18 protein-coding genes are annotated in these 19,201 nt (G+C 40.4%); 2 read left to right on the forward strand and 16 right to left on the reverse strand.

The genetic code is table 11. From position 1 onward, the window contains the following. Positions 1-5: 5 nt before the first annotated feature. The 13 genes from OCU46_RS10990 to OCU46_RS11050 form a co-directional block, all read right to left on the reverse strand. Positions 6-1,391, reverse strand: a complete 1,386-nt coding sequence (locus OCU46_RS10990; RefSeq protein ID WP_371858847.1) for a TadA family conjugal transfer-associated ATPase — start codon at positions 1,389-1,391, stop codon at positions 6-8. Positions 1,392-1,468: 77 nt separating this feature from the next. Next, entirely contained in the window at positions 1,469-2,686 is a 1,218-nt protein-coding gene (locus OCU46_RS10995; RefSeq protein ID WP_141272052.1) for a CpaE/TadZ family protein, read from the reverse strand. 30 nt (positions 2,687-2,716) lie between these two features. After that, positions 2,717-3,211, reverse strand: coding sequence for a TadE family protein (locus OCU46_RS11000; RefSeq protein ID WP_141272051.1), 495 nt, complete (start codon positions 3,209-3,211; stop codon positions 2,717-2,719). An 8-nt stretch (positions 3,212-3,219) separates the two neighbouring features. Continuing rightward, complete coding sequence (locus OCU46_RS11005; protein WP_141272050.1) at positions 3,220-3,651, reverse strand: TadE/TadG family type IV pilus assembly protein; 432 nt, start codon at positions 3,649-3,651, stop codon at positions 3,220-3,222. A gap of 5 nt (positions 3,652-3,656) precedes the next feature. Beyond that, a complete protein-coding gene (locus OCU46_RS11010) occupies positions 3,657-4,943 on the reverse strand; it encodes a pilus assembly protein TadG-related protein (RefSeq protein ID WP_141272049.1) in 1,287 nt (428 codons plus the stop codon). Positions 4,944-4,964: 21 nt separating this feature from the next. Then, positions 4,965-5,204, reverse strand: coding sequence for a hypothetical protein (locus OCU46_RS11015; RefSeq protein WP_141272048.1), 240 nt, complete (start codon positions 5,202-5,204; stop codon positions 4,965-4,967). A gap of 16 nt (positions 5,205-5,220) precedes the next feature. After that, positions 5,221-6,684, reverse strand: coding sequence for a type II and III secretion system protein family protein (locus OCU46_RS11020; protein WP_141272047.1), 1,464 nt, complete (start codon positions 6,682-6,684; stop codon positions 5,221-5,223). Between the two features lie 8 nt (positions 6,685-6,692). After that, complete coding sequence (gene cpaB / locus OCU46_RS11025) at positions 6,693-7,424, reverse strand: Flp pilus assembly protein CpaB (protein ID WP_141272046.1); 732 nt, start codon at positions 7,422-7,424, stop codon at positions 6,693-6,695. After that, positions 7,421-8,770 carry an AAA family ATPase gene (locus tag OCU46_RS11030; protein WP_141272045.1) on the reverse strand — a complete coding sequence of 450 codons (1,350 nt, stop codon included), beginning with the start codon at positions 8,768-8,770 and terminating at the stop codon, positions 7,421-7,423. The genes cpaB and OCU46_RS11030 overlap by 4 nt, the downstream gene beginning before the upstream one ends. A gap of 15 nt (positions 8,771-8,785) precedes the next feature. Next, complete coding sequence (locus OCU46_RS11035) at positions 8,786-9,289, reverse strand: A24 family peptidase (RefSeq protein ID WP_141272044.1); 504 nt, start codon at positions 9,287-9,289, stop codon at positions 8,786-8,788. A 73-nt stretch (positions 9,290-9,362) separates the two neighbouring features. Continuing rightward, positions 9,363-9,545, reverse strand: coding sequence for a Flp family type IVb pilin (locus tag OCU46_RS11040; protein ID WP_141272043.1), 183 nt, complete (start codon positions 9,543-9,545; stop codon positions 9,363-9,365). Between the two features lie 159 nt (positions 9,546-9,704). Continuing rightward, positions 9,705-9,884: a Flp family type IVb pilin gene (locus tag OCU46_RS11045; RefSeq protein ID WP_141272042.1), complete on the reverse strand. Its 180-nt coding sequence runs from the start codon at positions 9,882-9,884 to the stop codon at positions 9,705-9,707. A gap of 751 nt (positions 9,885-10,635) precedes the next feature. Further along, positions 10,636-11,895, reverse strand: a complete 1,260-nt coding sequence (locus OCU46_RS11050) for an O-antigen ligase family protein (RefSeq protein WP_141272041.1) — start codon at positions 11,893-11,895, stop codon at positions 10,636-10,638. A gap of 246 nt (positions 11,896-12,141) precedes the next feature. On the opposite strand from OCU46_RS11050, the gene OCU46_RS11055 reads away from it, so the two are divergent. Continuing rightward, a complete protein-coding gene (locus OCU46_RS11055) occupies positions 12,142-13,848 on the forward strand; it encodes an AMP-binding protein (protein ID WP_167495408.1) in 1,707 nt (568 codons plus the stop codon). Positions 13,849-13,922: 74 nt separating this feature from the next. Here the strand turns inward: OCU46_RS11055 and fusA are convergent, their stop codons facing one another. The 3 genes from fusA to serB all read right to left on the reverse strand — a co-directional run bounded on the left by fusA (position 13,923) and on the right by serB (position 18,482). Continuing rightward, on the reverse strand, positions 13,923-16,007 hold the full coding sequence (fusA, locus tag OCU46_RS11060) for an elongation factor G (protein ID WP_141272040.1): 2,085 nt from the start codon (positions 16,005-16,007) through the stop codon (positions 13,923-13,925). Between the two features lie 178 nt (positions 16,008-16,185). Then, complete coding sequence (gene radA, locus OCU46_RS11065) at positions 16,186-17,565, reverse strand: DNA repair protein RadA (RefSeq protein ID WP_017028877.1); 1,380 nt, start codon at positions 17,563-17,565, stop codon at positions 16,186-16,188. After that, on the reverse strand, positions 17,565-18,482 hold the full coding sequence (serB, locus tag OCU46_RS11070; RefSeq protein ID WP_141272039.1) for a phosphoserine phosphatase SerB: 918 nt from the start codon (positions 18,480-18,482) through the stop codon (positions 17,565-17,567). Before serB ends, radA begins: the two co-directional genes overlap by 1 nt. Positions 18,483-18,589: 107 nt before the next feature. On the opposite strand from serB, the gene OCU46_RS11075 reads away from it, so the two are divergent. Further along, entirely contained in the window at positions 18,590-19,153 is a 564-nt protein-coding gene (locus tag OCU46_RS11075; protein WP_141272038.1) for a YtjB family periplasmic protein, read from the forward strand. The last annotated feature ends 48 nt before the right edge of the window (positions 19,154-19,201 follow it).

A 19,201-nucleotide genomic window follows, 5' to 3' on the forward strand; every position in this document is an offset into this window, starting at 1 on the left:
CTCGACTATTTAAAATTTGGAGATTGGAATATTTCAAACGGCAAGTCCAACCCACGTTTGATTAGGCTATCGTGGCAACTTGGAACTATACCAGTTGCTACATAGTCACCAATAATATTTCCACCTTCGTCTATCCCCTGCCGTTGAAACTTAAATATCTCAGACATGGTAATAATGTCACCTTCCATACCATTAATTTCACAGATACTAACCATTCTGCGCTTACCATCTTCTTGGCGTTCCATTTGCACCACCATATGAATGGCTGAAGCAATCTGAGATCTCAAGTTTTTAGCCGACATGTTCCATCCAGCCATTGCAAACATATTCTCAACACGGCTTAACGCATCACGAGGCGTGTTGGCATGAATAGTGGCTAATGAACCATCGTGACCAGTATTCATTGCTGCCAACATATCAACGGCCTCAGAACCACGAACCTCACCAATAACAATGCGATCAGGCCTCATACGGAGTGAGTTCTTAACTAGGTCACGCTGACTAATTTCCCCTTTCCCCTCGAGGTTGGCAGGCCGAGTCTCAAGGCGAATAATATGAGGTTGTTGTAGTTGAAGCTCTGCTGAGTCTTCTATTGTTACGATACGCTTATCACTTGGGATAAATGAAGAGAATATATTTAATGTTGTTGTCTTACCTGAGCCTGTACCACCAGATATAAGTATATTCAACTCACCTTTGACAGCTGCTTCTATCAATTTAGCCATTTGAGGTGATAGTGAATTAAACTCGAGCATATTTTCCATATTGAGACGATCAACTGCAAACCGTCGTATTGAGACTGAAGCACCATCAATGGCCAAAGGTTGAATTATTGCATTTACACGAGAGCCATCTTTTAAACGAGCATCTACCATCGGAGAAGCCTCATCTATTCTGCGTCCAACTTGGCTCACTATTCGATCTATAATGTTTCTTAAATGCTTCTCATCCAAGAAAGTGTGCGGTGTTTTCTGTAACTTACCAAATCGTTCTACATAAACATTTTTAGGCCCATTGACCAATATATCAGAAACGCTTTTGTCATGAAGTAATGGTTCCAATGGCCCCAATCCAAACACTTCGTCTTCGATTTGTTTTACGACTCGCTTTCTTCCTTCTAAACTTATTGGGTGTGTAGTGTCATCATTCATCAATTGATGCAGCGCTTCTTGTAGCTCCTTTTTTGCTCGATTTTCTTCTAAATTAGAAAGTACACCAAGGTCTAATGTTTCAAGAAGCTTTTTATGAAAGTAATGCTTCACGTCTAATTCTTGCTTCAGATGTTTGTCACTGCCGGTCGATGTACTTTGAACGATTGGCTTTGCCTCTGCCTCTACAACTTTTTGGGGCTGAGGCACTTTCATTTGGTCCTTTTCTTCAACATCTCCCATAGGAGCTTCCGTTCTAGCTTTTTGCTCAAAATCTGGATTAATATTCTTTCTTTTAAAAAACATAGTTCATCCTAAACTCAAGAAAATATCTTACCTAACCAGCCTTTTGACTGCCCATCGTCGGTAGGGGATATAGAAGCCGCCAACCTTCCAACAGCCTCAGAAATAGATGACTTTTTCTTATTCATTGAAAAAGGCTTACCTAAATTGGAACTCTCGTTTACTGTTTTATAGTCATTTGGAAGAACATGCACTCTAAACTGACCAAGCGCTTCTTCTATATCTGTTATTTTTAAATGTTGTTTTTTGTCATACCGATTAACAACAACTTCTAGTTGTTCTCTCGACAAACCGAACTCCAACTCGACTACATTAAGCATGTCATTAGTGTTTTTTATAGATACATAACTTTGTTGTGCTATAAAAAATACTTTGGTCGCTTGAGATATTATCGAGCTATAATTTGCTTCTATTCCGCGCGAAAGATCCGCTACGATATGCGTATAATATTCCCTAAGTGACGGGACTACTGTGTGTAACCCTCTAGCTTTAAGTTCGTTCTCAATAGGATGCATTTGATGAAAGTTTAAAAAACTGAGGCCCGACGAATGCTCAGTAGCTAAGGTTTGTAAAGAAATTTCATCTAATTCGTTAGCACCGTCAATAATATCATGAAGCCCATATTGTGGCTTGAGATCTAAGTAGTCTTGGATTGCGCCAAATTGCACATCCAAATCCAGGTACAGTACGTTATTCTTTTTATTTTTAGCTAATTCTATAGCTGTGTTTAAAGAAACAGTTGAAGCTCCGCTCCCCCCTTTGCTATTAACAAATACATGTAATTCAGCCAGGTCACGACTTGCTATTTTTTCATCTGAAACAGCAGTAAGAAACGATGCAATACCTTCCAATTTTATAGTTTCTGATAAAAAGTCAGACGCACCAATTCTTAAAGCCACTTTCAAATCAAAACTGTTACTTTCATCACCAAACACAACAAGAGAAGAATTGCTATTTTGCAATATTAGGCTATTCGCATACAGCTCAGTTAATTTCTGAGACCAATCATTCTCTGCTTGGATGAACACTAAATCCGGCGTAGCTCTATCTTTAATACTTTGAGAGTTAAACTGCGAAAGATTAATAAACTCAATAACAACATTTGTGCATCGCTTCAACTCTGATTCCATGTGTCGTTTGAAGCTATCCGAGCTATAAACCATCCACAAATTAACTTGACTCTTCAGTACTAGTCTAAAGTTATCATCAGCATTCATACGTACTACTTCACTCATTCTTCCTTGACCTCTAAAAAATCCGTTTAATTATAAGCAACTTGGGCCTGCAATCTCGTTTCCATCACCGTCTGGTCGGTATATTCCTAAACTTTCTGACGGTAATATAGTTTCAAACGCCGGAATACCTACATTATCACCCAGTAAACTAGAAAGAAGAGTAAAGCCAAAACTAAAATTTTCTACCTTTGCACGAACAAATTTAATTTCCAGAAAGTCTTCATTTGTAATTGTCCCAGTACCAGAATAGATCGTCACACCAGTATCATCTAAATAATCTATCTTCAACATACTCGGTTCATAATCAGTTGGTGCGATAGAAATTATGCTATTGAGCCCGGGAATGACACTACCTTGGTCAATCTCACAAACTGTCGCCATCCTTGCTGCTTTTCTCGTCATTTCATTGAGCATTTGCAAAGAAAAGACAAACTTGGATAACTCCAAGACTCCAAATAAACAAATCAGTAGCACTGTTGATACGATACTGAACTCGATCACAGATATGCCATTTTGTTTTTTCATATTAAATATCACTGTGTCGTTCTCATCAAAGAGGAAGCATTCATAGTAATCTCAAAATCTCCTCCTATAATAGGAATCGAAGTAAATATAGGTGAATACTTGTAATTTGCTGAAATCTTCACATAGTTAGTGTCAGACGTATCTATCGAAATGTCATCTTCTTTCAACCCCGGCAGAATAGTTGTTCTATCAGTGCCTAATTGACCGCCATATACTACAAATTCTTGAATATAGTCATCAGCAGCAATTGCACTTAATCTCTCTGTACCATAAGTTTCAGATACAGCTGATCTTGCGCTATTTTGGAGAGCTTTATTTAATACAGTATAGTGAATAAATATTCGGCCAAGCTCCACAATCCCTCCAAGAAGAAAAAGTAAAATAGGCAATACGAATAGCATTTCTATAGCTGCTAATCCCTTGTTTTTTTTAACACGCATAAGTATTAAACTCCCTCTCCGATTGGATCTTGGTAGAGTTGTATTTTATATGCTCCACTATTACTTGGTGTTAAACCAAAAGATGCATTATTAACACGGCAACTTTGTATAAACTCACCGTAAACCTCTTGCTGTTCATTATTACCATTACCGTTACTTTCTGGCGCTTTAGATATTAAAAAGAAACACCCTATCGTAACCACAGGAGCTTCAAAATTACCTCCACTGCCCGTTCCCTGAGTACAATTTAGAATAGGTATCTGAAGTATACGTCTTCCAGGCTCTCCGCCTGTTTCAGGAATAAAATCTCCTCGAGATGTTTCTGTAACATAATTATCGTAAGTAAAAGTAGAACCTGTAATATTGCCATCGTTGTCTTTGGTAATAGACCCGCTAGTTGTTAAAATATCTTTGGGATACTCAGGATCATTGGGGTCGCCAAAACGAGTATTTAATCCATTCTTCACTCTCCCAACTTTATTACCTGGGGCACCTTTTGCAACCCCATCGACGAGGCATTCGTTATAACCGCCTGCCAAATGCTCATCGAGGTCATCCATTCCCTGTTCTCCATAGTTGAGAAGCCCAAAGTTTGCTGGTGCCCCAATTTCACTTTTCTTCCAATCACCAGTCTTAAGTGTTTTCATTTGACCTACTTCAAAACCACCAAAATCTTGATCAGTTTCGTCAATTGCACATGCAGCCATAGGTACTAGGTTACAAAGCTCTTGCACAGAAGAGCTCGGGCCAGCAACAGCGCTTGCAGATACTGACTTATTTGCTCCGAATAGATTGACAAAGAAGCCTTGTAAACTCACCCCTGTTACTTCAACTCGTACATAAATATCATTTGCTTCGCCACTACTATCTTGAAGGGCAAAAGTGCCAGAATTAAATGACGTGGGATCGTTGGAAAATTGAACAATTAAGTTTGCGCTATCTGAAAGTGCTAGCGAATGGGTTCGTCCTTGGCTAGTAAAACTTGAAACTTGAGTCACTGATATTTCGTCATTTCCCGACGATGTAGAATAAGCACGTATGGCATCTAGCGCAGCATTTGCTATATCTGTTGTAGTCTTCCCAGTATTACCATCAGCTACTACAGCAGCAGCTAGTGCGGCTGAATCTACACTATTTTGAAGCCTCGACTTATTCAAAACTACATGATTGATATCTATTGCTAACGCAGCAAATCCCAACAACACCGTTAGGCATACTGTGAACAAGATAATAACCAAGCCTGACTGTTTTTTTACGAGGCTTTTCTTAGAACCAAAACGCTTTCCTTGCATAATAGCCTCCCGCGGATACGACTACAGACTAAATCCAGATATAGATATGTCCTTGCTACTCCCTTTATTATAGCCCTTAATAGAAGCTTGGGATCGCTCTCCACTTCCTTCTGGCAAAACGCCTTTATTTTCTTGCGTTGCATTTGGGTTATAAGTTTGTTCGTTCTTGACTAACGTCATTGCCGTTCCTAAACGAGGATTATTTGAACATGCCACTATTCCCATTACAGACAACAACACAATTATATGTTTTACGTTCATAACTTGCTCCTTGCAGTTATAGAGAGTGTCCGAATTGACCTTCCGAACCACCATTTGCTGTAGATGCTTGAACTGATTCTGTTGTTTGCTGTTGTTTTGGTCTCACTCGTTCTTCATCCAAGTATGCGGATTTTCCTATTAAGTAGAACTCCATATCGGTAGGTTCTACAAATGCATCTGTAGGAAGCGCAACTTTATCTCTGTCAATTGGCTTAGCTAGACGAGGAGTAACTAAGATTACTAGTTCTGTTTCTCCAGAAACGTATTGTTTACTCTTAAATAAATTACCCAGTACAGGAACATCACCAATTCCCGGCACTTCGTTCGCTACATCTCTACTGTTTTCGTTGAGTAAACCTGCAATTCCAATTGTTTGCCCATCGGCGAGCTCTATTGTTGATGAGGCACTACGCTTTGTTAAAGGCGGCACTATATATGCGGCATTAACATCACCAGGGTTATAAGCAAGCGCACCAGAAGTTGCAACTTCACTAACGTCGATAGCTAGTTCTAGATAAATTTTCTGATCACTGAGAACAATAGGAGTAAAGTTCACACTAACACCGTACTCTTTATATTCAATTCCTATACCATCATCGCTTGGAATAGGAATAGGAAACTCACCGCCAGCCAAGAACTTCGCCTCAGAACCACTCAAGGTTGTTAGATTTGGTTCGGCGAGTACTTTAGCAACACCATTTTCTTTCGCTATATCAAGTGCAAACGTGAAGAGTGTATTACTATCAACAAAACCACCGAGGAAGCCAAAGTCATTCACACCGACAGAATCAATTATAGGCAAAATAGAACCGCCAGATTCACCGATACCAGCCCCAGCACTCGTCAAGCCCCAGGTAAAATCGCCACTTTGTTGAAAAAATCGAAAGTTGGAATCGAAACGCCTCACTAAAGATCTTTGTACTTCGGCTACGGTGACTTCCAACATTACCTGTTGTGCACCTCCAATGGTCATTAAATTAATAACACCAGACTCAGCTTGGCCCGCATTTCCGTCTGACGCATTCACTGCTTGGCCAGCAGAATATGTTTGAGCAACCTTTACGGCAATGTTCATTTTCTCTTGACTGCTGACTAAACCACTAAGAATTAACTTATCTTGAGCACTATGAACTTGAATTTCTTCTTCCGGTAGAAACTCGTACAGCTTAGCTTTCAAGTTATTAAGGTCATGAGTGACCTCGATATTGAGCGATTCAATCAAACGGCCTTGCGAATCCCATGCAGATAGATTGGTTGATCCTAATTTTTTACCAATTAAAAAAAGTTCATCAGCCTTTAACATCACAATGTCCAGTACAGCTGGATCACCGAGAGAAACCCTTTTTGCCTTCCCTGAAATCTTCACGTGTGTAGATTTATGATGTGGGATAGTGATCGTATTTCCTGATTGAGTCGTAGAAGCTAGTGATACTGGCATGAGCATCACGAGCAAAGTGACAAATGCAAAAATCCTTTTCATAATTGACCTCAGTTATTTACTCGTACGTTAGATTGACTCGTGCCTTTGATTATTGTGACGCTTGGTGGGGCTACATATCTTCTCACCGGAGGGTCTATGGCCTGAGGATTACGAAGTGCTAACTGAATTGCCCCTTTACTGTTTTCAGTCAATAATTTTTCCGCTTGTCTTGGTGTTACTTCAAGTGTCACTGCCCTGACAATTATTGGCTTGTTTTCTTTGGTCTTGGCAGTTTGATCTACTGCAAGAACCCTAATATCTTTAAGTACGGTAGACGTACGGTTATTAACAGTGTTTAAGATATCAACTCTGTTCCCTGGCAACAAAAAACCGGCGACTCCGACTACGTCATTTACCCGAATCGTAACAGCACGTTTGTCCTCTGGGATCAACACAGCTAAGCTTGCACCTTCATTCGGCCCACCAAAATGAGATTTATGTATGAGCTCTCCCTGAAACACATCAGATTTAGACACCATACCTATCAATTCAGAGTATTCTTTAATCTGATTAGCGTTTTGCCAAGCCGATTCTAGTTGCTTCTTGGTCAGGTGTTTTTCTTCAATAACAGTGCCTTCAGGGATATCCACCGCAGCTATAACAATCGGTGCTCTCTCAACAGTCTCTACTTTAACTTGTGGTTTAGTCTGACCTTCCATCCACTGCTTTGCCACAATAACTGCGCCTACTCCAAAAAAAATAGACAAGATTAATAGAAATAAAACTGTTCCTTTACTCATAATACTGATTCTCCCTGTTCGTCAGCAGTGAAATAAAGATCCCACGCCCTTTGCAATATAGTAGAAGTTACCTCTGGCTCAATTTGCTCAAACTGTATAATATCGTGACTTATCCCCAAAATATCCTTTGGTAAACAAGGGAAATAACCTATTTTATGTAAGCTATGGAGGTTCAATAGCGATTCCAACGCACTTGTCTGCAACACCAATCCCTTATCTTCTGATAGATCTGACCACAGGCTTAAGTAATCATTTTCAACTAATGGTTGAAACTGGATCTTATAACCTAATCGTCTTAAAAAAGCTGGATCGGCAATTTTTTGAGGATTCAAGTTTGTTGAAAAAGCCATAGTTAAAACGAATGGAATCGTTATTTGCTGCCCGTTGGGAAGTGATAAATAATCATAATTGTATTCCATCGGTACTATCCACCGATTTAGCAGTGTCGCAACAGGCATTGGTTGCCTACCTAAATCGTCGATAACCAAAATACCGTTATTAGCAATCATCTGTAACGGAGCAATCCAAATTCTATTATGCTCGGAGTGGTTCACTTCCAACATATCCATCGTCAACTCACCACCTACTTGGACGTTAGGTCTTTGGCATAAAACCCAACGTTTATCATAATGACTCTTTAAACTGATCACCTCGCGGTCATAGTCATTACTAATTGGTTTGTGATGTTGTTCAGAGAAGACCTTAATAATGTTACCTGCAGCATAAACCGCATAAGGAACATAAACAGAAGTATTGAGGGAATTTAAGATCCTTGCCGCTACAAAACTTTTACCTGTACCAGCGTGACCATATAGAAGCAGAGCTCTTCCAGAGTTAATCGCAGGACCAAGAATCGGAACTAACCTTTGAGCCCCATAGACATCACCTAATGCGCATTCAACATCTGGACGTGTTATCAAGTTGGCGCGCAGGTCTTGAGACTCGACCATGTCATTATAGGCTTTCAAAGATACTGGTACAGGTCCAATATACGCATCCTTTTTAAACGCAGTGTCAGCATTAGATTGGCCTTGTTCTGAAAGGGCATATCTAACATGACTCTTCGTCGATTCCTTAAATATACTTTGAGACGAAGGCTGAAAGACTTCTACAAGTGCTTTTTTCCTTAAGTCAGCCAATAAATCTTCGATGATATGTGTTACGACGCCTAAATATCGTGCCAATTCTAATACGTCGGATTTGGGGTGTGCGGACAAGTGCTTAATAACTAGATTTTCTACAACAGCCATCGGAATATCTAAGCCATCAATAGATGTTACTATTTGGGGCGCAGACACTTGAGGAGTTAACCCAGTATCTATCTCCAGTTCCTTTGGAGCTTGCATAAATATTGTCCTTTATCAATAAAATAAGGAATAGGCGGCCGCACCTAATAAAACACAAGGTGCGAATGGCATTGTCAACTTGTCAGTGTATCTACCTACCTGAGACTTATTATAGTTTGAATTTGAGCCTTTAAGTAATGAAGGTTGAGTAAAAATGATACTTAAGTTGGTAATCCCTAAGAAACTAAGGTTATACGCCAGATAAAAAATAGCTACGATGCCTGAAAAAATAGCTATACATAAGGTCATATCTACGAGATTTCCAAACCCGGCATGAAAACCTATAACACCCAACAACTTTACATCTCCAGGGGAAAGAGCTCGTAATAAATAGAGGACAAAACTAAACATAAAAAAAATCAACCCGCCCAGAAGAGCCGACATTAAATCACCTTTTGAGGAAATTAATCGAAGGCATTCGTAGGCGAGCATCAAAAGCAACAATATGTTCGGAATTTTGTTATCTTTCAGATCTTTTACAGATATAACAAAGAGTAGAAACCAAAAAACAATCGACATGAATAAAACCAAAAAACCACACCATCACTGGTGTGGTTCATCTTATGAATAGCTATAGCACCAGGACGTTATGTTAGTTACCAGTTCCAATGTTGCTAATGATAGTATTTAGTTTCGTCGCTAACGCTGCACCGAGACCAGAGAAAATCACTCCAAGCCCGGCTACCATTAATGCAGCACCGATTACGTATTCAACAACCGTCAAACCTTCTTCGTCAGACGCAAATTCTTTTGCTTTTGAAATAAACTTATCCATAATATCTCTCCAAAAAATCGCTCCATGATTAAGCAGCAAATTAACTATACTCTAAGATGTAAAAAAATGTAAAGGAACACACTTACAATTCTTTCACAAAAACCATAAAAACCATAAAAACACAACACTGATCACACCAACTTTTACCTTTAGTTACACTTAGTTACCACCAGCGGAGCTAATGACATCACTTAGTGTATTGCTTAACCCAATTTGCCACGCGAGGAAGACAGTTGTTATAGCCGCAACCAAAAACGCAGCAGCAATGACATACTCAACGACGGACAAGCCCGTTTGATCTTGCCAAAATTTACACACAAATCGTAAGTATTGGTCCATTACCTTACCCTCCATGTTGCTGTGGATGAAAGCTTGAACAGTATAGTCCAGATTCTCAAAAATAAGAGAACTCCACTTCAACTTCGGTAGTTTTAGCCCACGTAGATAACCCTCCCTTCAAAAAATAACCAAGCACCTTCATCCACTTACACCATACGAAGACTGTGCTTTTGCTTTTAGTTCGGTATTACGTTGAAATTACTCTTGCTTTATTTAAGCAAGAGTAATTTCAACGTAATACAACTATGTTTATAGCACAATTAGATAGTTTACGGGTATAAGAAAAATAAGAATTCGCTGTTGAAAGAACACTCAATAACCTCCATAAATTATTATTTTATAAGGAAATTAAAATCTAAAAATATTAAAGTTACAGTCAGCATAAATACCTATGCTAGCGGTGACCTCTGAAATACCACAATAGTTTATATGAAAAATATTAACTAAAAAAAAGTAAACCAACATATCACACTAATAATTTAAATACTTACTCAAACAGTAATTAATTATAACCCACAATAAAGATGATAACTATATAGATAACTTTAAATTTAATTTACAAATTAATTTCAATCAACTTTACCAATAAAACCCACTCCATTATTAATACTAAGGAAAAATCAACTAAATGCATGCTATGTAAGCTATATGGTATATACTATTCACAATTACTGGTCATATAAAATTAACATTATACGAATCACATATAAACCTCCGACACTAACAAATTTAGTATGTGTACGTACAAGGACTAAAATAGATTATTCCCTTCCTTATTTCCTTTATCAACTGTAGCTACAATGCCGACTAACCCGATAGTAACAAGCATAGTTGTCACTGACCAATAAAAAACGCCATCAACCAAACCTTGAATCAAATAACCTAGTACAATAGAAACAAAAAGTAGAACAGTAGGTAAATTTTTGTTATTACTTACTTTTAAGGAGAAAACAACACCTTTTATCAAAGATAAGGAAATCAAAATAATAATTAGCGAAGTACCAATCACACCAAACTCTATAAAGTACTGCAAAATAAAGTTATGCGGTTGAAAGAAACCAAAACTCCCAATTTCACGATAAGAATCAGGCCCATGACCAAACCAGAAAGCCTCTTTAATGTTACGTATCGCATCCAACCAAATATCTAGTCTACCATTAGATATTTTATCTAGGCTTTTTTCACCTAAGGAAGAGAATAGCTGCTTAAATCTATATAGGCCATTCCAAGTAAATATACTAATCGGAAATGCTAAAGCTAACCCTAGAATAGTAAGTACTGCAAACTTAACTATTTCGATAGCATCAAGAAGTTTTTTTCTATTCATTGCCGTAATAAGAAATATCAATGCAATGCTAGTTGAAAGAATAGAACCTCTTCCTCCAACCCAAAAAATAAATGCAACATTTATCACATATAAACCCCCAAACACAAACGAACATTTCTTTCTTCTGAACAAATACAAATATGATGCATATATTATTGAAAAGATACAATACATATCTAGTAATCTTCGATTAAAAGCAAAAGGCAGGTTACTTACATTTTCGACAATTAGAGTATTGAGATTAAAGTTATAATCAACAAAATAGTATATAGCTATATATGTAATCCCTACAGGTAAACTTATAAACAGTAATTCCACACTTCTAATTTCACACATTAAATAGTAAAATGAAAAAGCAAAGATGAAATTTACCATAATAAAAACCATTCTCATTTCAGATGTAACACTGCTTTCTCCTTTTTTAATGACCGACAAGGCATAACTGATAATAACTATTGATATAGTCACAGCAGTCAAAAGAGAATATATACCATTCATTAAATATATAGATATATTTTTTCTATAATATAGGCAAATAGTTATTGATATAAATAACTGTGCTAGAAATACATATACAAATGACAAACCAGCATGACTCCCAGACAACAGTGCCAAGAAAATCATTACATTAATAAAAACGATTAATGATCTAACTTTCAGATCAATACCTGATGCTCTTGTCATAAACTACTCTTCTGTCTCTTTAGAGCCTTAATCATCATGTAACCCTATACATTTAAAACTTTGACATTGACTAGCCACTGTTTAAATAATCTAAACGCAAAAAATCAGCTTAACAATATGTTTGAGGTGTTTCATTGATTAAATGTTAAAAATATGTACGCATCTGATGGTTTTTTAGCTATTGCCCGATGAAAAACCTGCTAAGCTTCTGAATAACGTAACAATCAACTAATGGAAAATTAGTGTATGGAACAAGTTTCAAGGACTGAAGATAGTGATCAGATTTTCACAAACCCACCTTGCACAAACCCACCACCAAATGAACTCATTTTAAAATGGGCTCATGAACGTCCTGACGTAGTGTACCTCAAACAAATAATTGATCGTGAGTTCGTTGAATATACCTACTCTGAAGTTGCGAATATGGCTTTAAAGTTGGTAAGTGCACTACGTGATTTAGGGCTGGAACCTAGAGATAAAGTGGCGTTTGTTTCTAAAAACTGCGTTGAGTGGTTTATTACTGATTTGGCCTTAATGCTTGGTGACTTCATTAGTGTACCGATTTTCCCAACAGCTGGTGCTGATACCATTGAGTACTGCCTGACCCATAGTGAAAGTAAGGTACTGATTGCAGGAAAGCTCGATGATGCACAAGCCACGTCGGAAGCGATGAAGCGTCTGCCTGAATTAATTACTATCTCTTTCCCTTATGATTCCGCTCCTCAGTGTCAATACAAGTTTGCGCAGCTTATCCATGATGCAGTCCCTCACGACGAACACCCTCAGCATCATGATGATAAGTTGATGTCAATTGTCTACACCTCAGGTACCTCTGGTGTTCCTAAGGGCGCTATGCTGACTTATGGCGCCTTTAGTTGGTCTGTTAAAAACTTAGTAGATCATATAGGGATTCAACCTGGTGATAGGATGTTCTCTTATCTCCCACTGGCGCACATTACAGAGCGAGTGTATATCTTTGGTTCTTCTATTCAGGCAGGTTTAGAAACTGCGTTTCCTGAGTCATTAGAGACCTTTATTGAAGATGTCAAAATGCACCGCCCTACTCTGTTCATTTCGGTTCCTCGTCTATGGACTCTATTCCAGCAGCGGATACAAGATAAGCTCCCACCGAAGAAACTGAACATTTTACTTAAGATCCCGATTTTAAATTCAATAATTAAGAAGAAGATTGTCGATGGCTTAGGCCTAGATAAAGGTCGGGTCCTAGGTTGTGGTTCTGCTCCTATCAGTCCTGCAATATTGGAGTGGTATCACAAGGTAGGTATCAATATTACAGAAGCATGGGGGATGACTGAAACCTTTGCATACAGCACACTCAGTTACCCTTTCAATGCCTCAAAGATTGGTACTGTAGGTCAAGCAGGGCCGGGAATAGAGCTTAAGATTGCGGAAGATGAAGAAATCCTTGTCCGCAGTAAAGGGATGTTCTCTGGCTATTACAAGAACGATGAAGCGACTGCAAGAACATTCAGCGAAGATGGATGGTTGCACACTGGTGATATTGGCTCTATTGATTCCGAGGGTTACCTGACCATTCAGGGACGCAAGAAAGATACCTTTAAGACCGCTAAAGGAAAGTTTGTCGCACCTGTACCTATCGAAAAAGCAATTATCGAAGTTGCTCGTGTCGAAATGCTGTGCTTAGTTGGACTGGGAATGCCTGCACCTATTCTTCTAATTGTGCCTCACGATTTCCCTAACTTTGATAAGGCGCGATATGAGAAGAGTATTGCTAAAGCAATTGCTCATATTAATGAAAAGCTAGAAGGGCACGAGAAGATAAAAGGTGTTTTACTTATCAAGGAACCATGGAGTATTGAGAACGAGATACTCACACCTACTCTGAAGATAAAACGACATGTGCTAGAGAAGAAGTACCACGATGTTGGTGCTGAGTGGCCTAAAGACAAGTTCGTAGTCTGGGAAGAATAATAGTTACAAAAAAATAAAAAGCCCCGATAGCTTTCACTATCGGGGCTTTCTTTTAGCTATTTAAGAAGAAACAATTACTTGTTTTCTTTCTCAGCTTTAGCTTTAGCAATTACTTCTTCTGCCACGTTCATTGGGCATGCTGCGTAGTGAGAGAACTCCATAGAGAACTGACCACGACCAGAAGTGATTGTACGTAGGTGACCGATGTAGCCGAACATCTCAGAAAGAGGTACGTCAGCTTTAATACGAACACCAGTAGCGCCAGCTTGTTGATCTTTGATCATGCCACGACGACGGTTAAGGTCACCGATTACATCACCAACGTGATCGTCTGGAGTGAACACGTCAACGTGCATGATTGGCTCAAGAAGTTGTGCGCCAGCTTTAGGCATTGATTGACGGAATGCGCCTTTCGCTGCGATTTCAAATGCGATTGCAGATGAATCCACTGCGTGGAAGCCACCGTCGAATAGTTCAACTTCAACGTCTAGAGTTGGGAAGCCAGCAAGAACACCGTTTTCCATCATAGATGCAAAACCTTTCTCAACTGCAGGCCAGAATTCCTTAGGAACGTTACCACCAACAACTGAAGAAGAGAACTTGAAGCCTGAACCAGCTTCGCCTGGCTTGATGCGGTAGTCGATCTTACCGAACTGACCAGAACCACCAGACTGTTTCTTATGCGTGTAGCTATCTTCAATTGCTTGAGTGATAGTTTCACGGTAAGCAACCTGAGGAGCACCAACAGTTAGGTCAACACCGTAAGTACGCTTAAGGATGTCAACTTTGATGTCTAGGTGAAGCTCACCCATACCTTTAAGGATGGTTTCGCCAGTTTCTTCGTCAGTTTCAACTTGGAAAGATGGATCTTCTGCAACCATTTTACCGATAGCGATACCCATTTTCTCAGAACCGCCTTTATCTTTTGGAGATACAGCGATAGAGATTACTGGAGTTGGGAATACCATTGGCTCTAGTGTTACTGGGTCTTTTGGATCACATAGAGTGTGACCAGTTTGAACGTTCTTCATACCAACGATCGCAATGATGTCACCAGCTTGTGCGCTAGTTAGTTCGTTACGGTCATCAGCTTGCATCTCAACCATACGGCCAACACGCTCTGTTTTACCAGTGAATGAGTTCATGATGGTGTCGCCTTTGTTCAATTTACCAGAGTAAATACGAACGAAAGTTAGAGCACCGAAGCGGTCATCCATGATTTTGAATGCAAGCGCTTTGAATGTTTCGTCTGCAGAAACGATAGCGTGAGCGCCAGTTTCGTTACCTTCTTCATCCATAAGAGGTTGAGGATCAACTTCTGTTGGAGCAGGTAGGTAATCAACAACTGCGTCAAGAACGATTTGTACGCCTTTGTTCTTAAATGCAGAACCACAGAACGTAGGGAAGAACGATAGGTTGTTAGTACCTTTACGGATACAACGCTTAACGTCTTCAATAGAAGGCTCTTCGCCGTCCATGTACGCCATCATTAGGTCATCGTCTTGCTCTACAGCAGTCTCGATTAGCTCTTCACGGTATTGCTCTACGTCATCAACCATATCCGCAGGGATATCTTGGATTTCGTAGTTTTCAGGAAGACCAGAGTCATCCCAAACGTATGCTTTACGAGTTAGAAGGTCTACAACACCAACGAAGTCATCTTCGCGGCCGATTGGTAGAACCATAACTAGAGGAGTCGCACCTAGAACGTTTTTAACTTGGTCAACAACGTTGTAGAAGTCTGCGCCCATACGGTCTAGTTTGTTAACGAAGATCAGACGAGATACTTCTGATTCGTTAGCGTAACGCCAGTTAGTTTCTGATTGAGGCTCAACACCACCAGAACCACAGAATACGCCGATACCGCCATCAAGTACTTTAAGAGAACGGTAAACTTCAACTGTGAAGTCAACGTGTCCAGGAGTATCGATAACGTTTAGACGGTGATCGTTCCAGAAACAGCTTACTGCTGCTGACTGGATAGTAATACCGCGCTCAGCTTCCTGTTCCATGAAGTCAGTAGTTGATTCACCATCATGAACTTCACCAGTTTTGTGGATCTGGCCGGTAAGCTTTAGGATACGCTCAGTCGTCGTGGTTTTACCCGCATCAACGTGCGCGAAAATACCAATATTTCTGTATTTTGATAAATCAGTCATCGTTTTACTCTATCAATAGGATATAAAATGCGCGCAGAGTATACCACAATCTGACTAGACTGATAGCTCTGTGTGCTTGTTGAGCGAAAATTTCGCCCTTTTGTTTTCAATCCAAGAACTATAGATGAGAATCAAGCTTGTGAAAAGCGTCTTTAGACCTTGGGTGAATATTATTACATTACATTTCATCAAACGCTTGAATCGCTTCAGAAAGGTTCTTTACCGCATGGATTTGCATGCCAGCGATACCGCCTTTAGGCATGTTTGCAGCCGGAACAATGGCTTTGGTAAAGCCATGTTTAAACGCTTCATTCAATCGCTCTTGACCACTAGGCACAGGGCGGATCTCGCCTGCAAGGCCCACTTCACCAAAGATCACCACATCTTTAGGCAGGGCTCTGTCTTTAAAGCTTGATAATAGTGCCATTAGCAACGCAAGGTCAGCACTGGTTTCGGTGACCTTAACCCCACCCACCACATTGACGAACACATCTTGATCCGCCATCTGCAGCCCGCCGTGCTTATGAAGCACCGCAAGAAGCATGGAAAGTCTATTTTGCTCAAGGCCCACAGCCACTCGTCGTGGGTTCGCTAGTTGTGAGTAGTCCACCAGCGCTTGGATCTCTACAAGAAGTGGCCTAGTACCTTCCCAGATCACCATCACCGAACTGCCTGAGGTTTGCTCTTCGCCGCGAGACAAGAAAATAGCAGACGGGTTAGACACTTCTTTAAGTCCCTGCCCCGTCATAGCGAAAACACCTAACTCATTGACTGCGCCAAAGCGGTTTTTATGACTACGCAGGGTTCTAAAGCGGCTGTCTGCACCACCATCAAGTAGTACTGAACAGTCAATAATATGCTCAAGCACCTTTGGACCCGCTAAAGATCCGTCTTTAGTAACGTGCCCAACCAAAAATACCGCTACATTATTTTGCTTAGCAAATCGCGTTAACGTTGTTGCTGACTCTCGAACTTGAGCCACAGTACCTGGTGAAGATTGAACATCAGAGACGTGCATTACCTGTATCGAGTCTATGACCATGATTTTAGGTTGCTCTTTTTCAGCCACCTGACAAATCTTATCGACGTTGGTTTCAGAGAGCATCTTTAGATTATCTTTAGGTAAGCCAAGGCGAGAGGCTCGCATTGCTACCTGTTGCAGGGATTCCTCACCCGTAACATAAAGGGTGGGCATATCCGCCGCTAGACGACACATGGTTTGCAAAAGTAAGGTCGATTTACCCGCGCCTGGGCTACCACCAATCAGGATAGCGGCTCCAGGTACAATGCCTCCGCCCATCACTCGGTCAAACTCTTTAAAGGTACTGGTGAATCTAGGTACATCTTGCAGATCAATATCTGCCAGCATTTGAACCTTAGATTGCTCAGCACTGCCCGCATAGCCGCTCAGTCGTTCGTTGCGCGCTACTTGCGGAGACGCAGCTAAACGCACCTCTGTTACTGTATTCCAAGCACCACATGCACTGCACTGACCTTGCCAGCGCGGAAAATCTGCGCCGCAGTCGTTACAGACGTAAGCTGTTTTTACTTTTGCCATTAAAGATTCTTTGTTTGTAAGGTTTGTAAGACGTGGCTCGCTGACAGGATACACAGCACACCACCAAGATCGGCATAGTTTACCGCAGTCTGAGCTTGTTCGACTACCTTAGGTTTAGCATGGTAGGCAACCCCAAGGCCAGCAGCAGCCATCATCACCAAGTCATTGGCACCATCACCCACGGCAATACAATTGCGTTTCTCCAATTGATAGTCGTTTCTTAGCTGCTCAAGAATATCGGCCTTGGTTTGAGCCGACACCACATCGCCAACCACCTTACCTGTGAGTTTACCTTCGGTGATATCTAGCTGATTAGACTGAGCAAAATCCAGCTCAAGTAACTCTTTAAGATGATTCGAGAAATAAGTAAAACCGCCAGATGCCACAGCCACCTTCCAGCCACACGCTTTAAGTCCATCGACAAGCAATTTAGCTTCGGCCATCAATGGCAACTCACTGCGCACTTCTTTAAGGATGGATTCATCAGCATCAGCAAGCTTAGAAACCCGCTGTCTTAAACTCTGCTCAAAATCCAGTTCACCCTGCATTGCACGCTCGGTTACTTCAGAGACTTCCTCTCCTACTCCGGCAAGCTTTGCTATCTCATCAATGCACTCTATCTCGATCAAAGTAGAGTCCATATCAAACAGGGCAAGACCGGGTTCGCTCATATCGGGTAAATCAGCAAGATGAGCAAAGTCGATCTTATTTGCCGCTAATAATGCGGAGGACTTTGTTACCAAGGAGCTTTTAGTTAAAAGAACTTGATAGCGACCAATATTCCAAGTTGCAAATTGCTCATCAATAGCAAATAGCTGACTCAATACGTCATTGTTGCTGTCAGCAAAGACAACAGCCAGTTCGCTAAGGTTAAAATCTGTCAATGCAGTGACAGGTTGTAATTCTTTGACTTCCATGAAATTCAAATCCATTTTGAGGATAACACTCCCCTCAACTTACCCTATTGCAATTTGTTTGCGCAAGTCTCACTATGCAATGGCATACATTAATTACGTTTAGCAAAATGAAAGAATCCCTATTTTCACTGCGTCGATTTATAAAACTGATATTTATTGGCTTACTGGTTCTGATGCTGGTTGCCATCGTGCGTAATAGCGTTTATATCAGCCAAGGTAATCAGCAGATTCAAACTAAGCAGTTACAGACTCTGACCAAGCTATTGATTTCTCAGGCCGCATTAAGTGCCAGTGACTTCTTAGTGACCGAAGATCAAGAAAAGCTTCGCTATCTCGCGAATCAATTGGCGCGCGATACTTTAGTGTCAGATGCAACCGTGTATGACAATAGCGGTGTAAAAATTGCCTCTAGTACCAATGCAAAAACAGTACGTGAATCTCTTGGCATGGACACACCTTTAGCCTCCGAAGGGATTGGCAAGCAGCAATTGGTTGAGCCTATTTTTTCTCAAGATGCCATTATCGGCTATGTGCGTATTACCTTTGAAAAAGGGCGCGTTACGGCCTTTTCCGATCACCACTATCGCAACAGTGATAGAGCGATGTTCCTGATGATCATGATGAGCTTCTTGTCTGGTGTTCTTCTTACCCTTGTTCTAAGAAGAAAATAGGTATTCGACGAAAATAACCACATAAAAAAAAGCTTGGCTCCCTTACAG

This window comes from Vibrio comitans (assembly GCA_024346835.1).
Lineage (GTDB): Bacteria > Pseudomonadota > Gammaproteobacteria > Enterobacterales > Vibrionaceae > Vibrio > Vibrio comitans.

Coding starts and splice junctions, on each gene's coding strand:
- OCU46_RS11045 (WP_141272042.1), bottom strand. CDS start 9,884: ATGGACCAATACTTACGATTTGTGTGTAAATTTTGGCAAGATCAAACG.
- OCU46_RS11000 (WP_141272051.1), bottom strand. CDS start 3,211: ATGAAAAAACAAAATGGCATATCTGTGATCGAGTTCAGTATCGTATCA.
- OCU46_RS11020 (WP_141272047.1), bottom strand. CDS start 6,684: ATGAAAAGGATTTTTGCATTTGTCACTTTGCTCGTGATGCTCATGCCA.
- cpaB (WP_141272046.1), bottom strand. CDS start 7,424: ATGAGTAAAGGAACAGTTTTATTTCTATTAATCTTGTCTATTTTTTTT.
- OCU46_RS11010 (WP_141272049.1), bottom strand. CDS start 4,943: ATGCAAGGAAAGCGTTTTGGTTCTAAGAAAAGCCTCGTAAAAAAACAG.
- OCU46_RS11050 (WP_141272041.1), bottom strand. CDS start 11,895: ATGACAAGAGCATCAGGTATTGATCTGAAAGTTAGATCATTAATCGTT.
- OCU46_RS11075 (WP_141272038.1), top strand. CDS start 18,590: ATGAAAGAATCCCTATTTTCACTGCGTCGATTTATAAAACTGATATTT.
- OCU46_RS10995 (WP_141272052.1), bottom strand. CDS start 2,686: ATGAGTGAAGTAGTACGTATGAATGCTGATGATAACTTTAGACTAGTA.
- OCU46_RS11015 (WP_141272048.1), bottom strand. CDS start 5,204: ATGAACGTAAAACATATAATTGTGTTGTTGTCTGTAATGGGAATAGTG.
- radA (WP_017028877.1), bottom strand. CDS start 17,565: ATGGCAAAAGTAAAAACAGCTTACGTCTGTAACGACTGCGGCGCAGAT.
- OCU46_RS10990 (WP_371858847.1), bottom strand. CDS start 1,391: ATGGGAGATGTTGAAGAAAAGGACCAAATGAAAGTGCCTCAGCCCCAA.
- OCU46_RS11030 (WP_141272045.1), bottom strand. CDS start 8,770: ATGCAAGCTCCAAAGGAACTGGAGATAGATACTGGGTTAACTCCTCAA.
- OCU46_RS11055 (WP_167495408.1), top strand. CDS start 12,142: ATGGAACAAGTTTCAAGGACTGAAGATAGTGATCAGATTTTCACAAAC.
- fusA (WP_141272040.1), bottom strand. CDS start 16,007: ATGACTGATTTATCAAAATACAGAAATATTGGTATTTTCGCGCACGTT.
- OCU46_RS11040 (WP_141272043.1), bottom strand. CDS start 9,545: ATGGATAAGTTTATTTCAAAAGCAAAAGAATTTGCGTCTGACGAAGAA.
- OCU46_RS11005 (WP_141272050.1), bottom strand. CDS start 3,651: ATGCGTGTTAAAAAAAACAAGGGATTAGCAGCTATAGAAATGCTATTC.
- serB (WP_141272039.1), bottom strand. CDS start 18,482: ATGGAAGTCAAAGAATTACAACCTGTCACTGCATTGACAGATTTTAAC.
- OCU46_RS11035 (WP_141272044.1), bottom strand. CDS start 9,289: ATGTCGATTGTTTTTTGGTTTCTACTCTTTGTTATATCTGTAAAAGAT.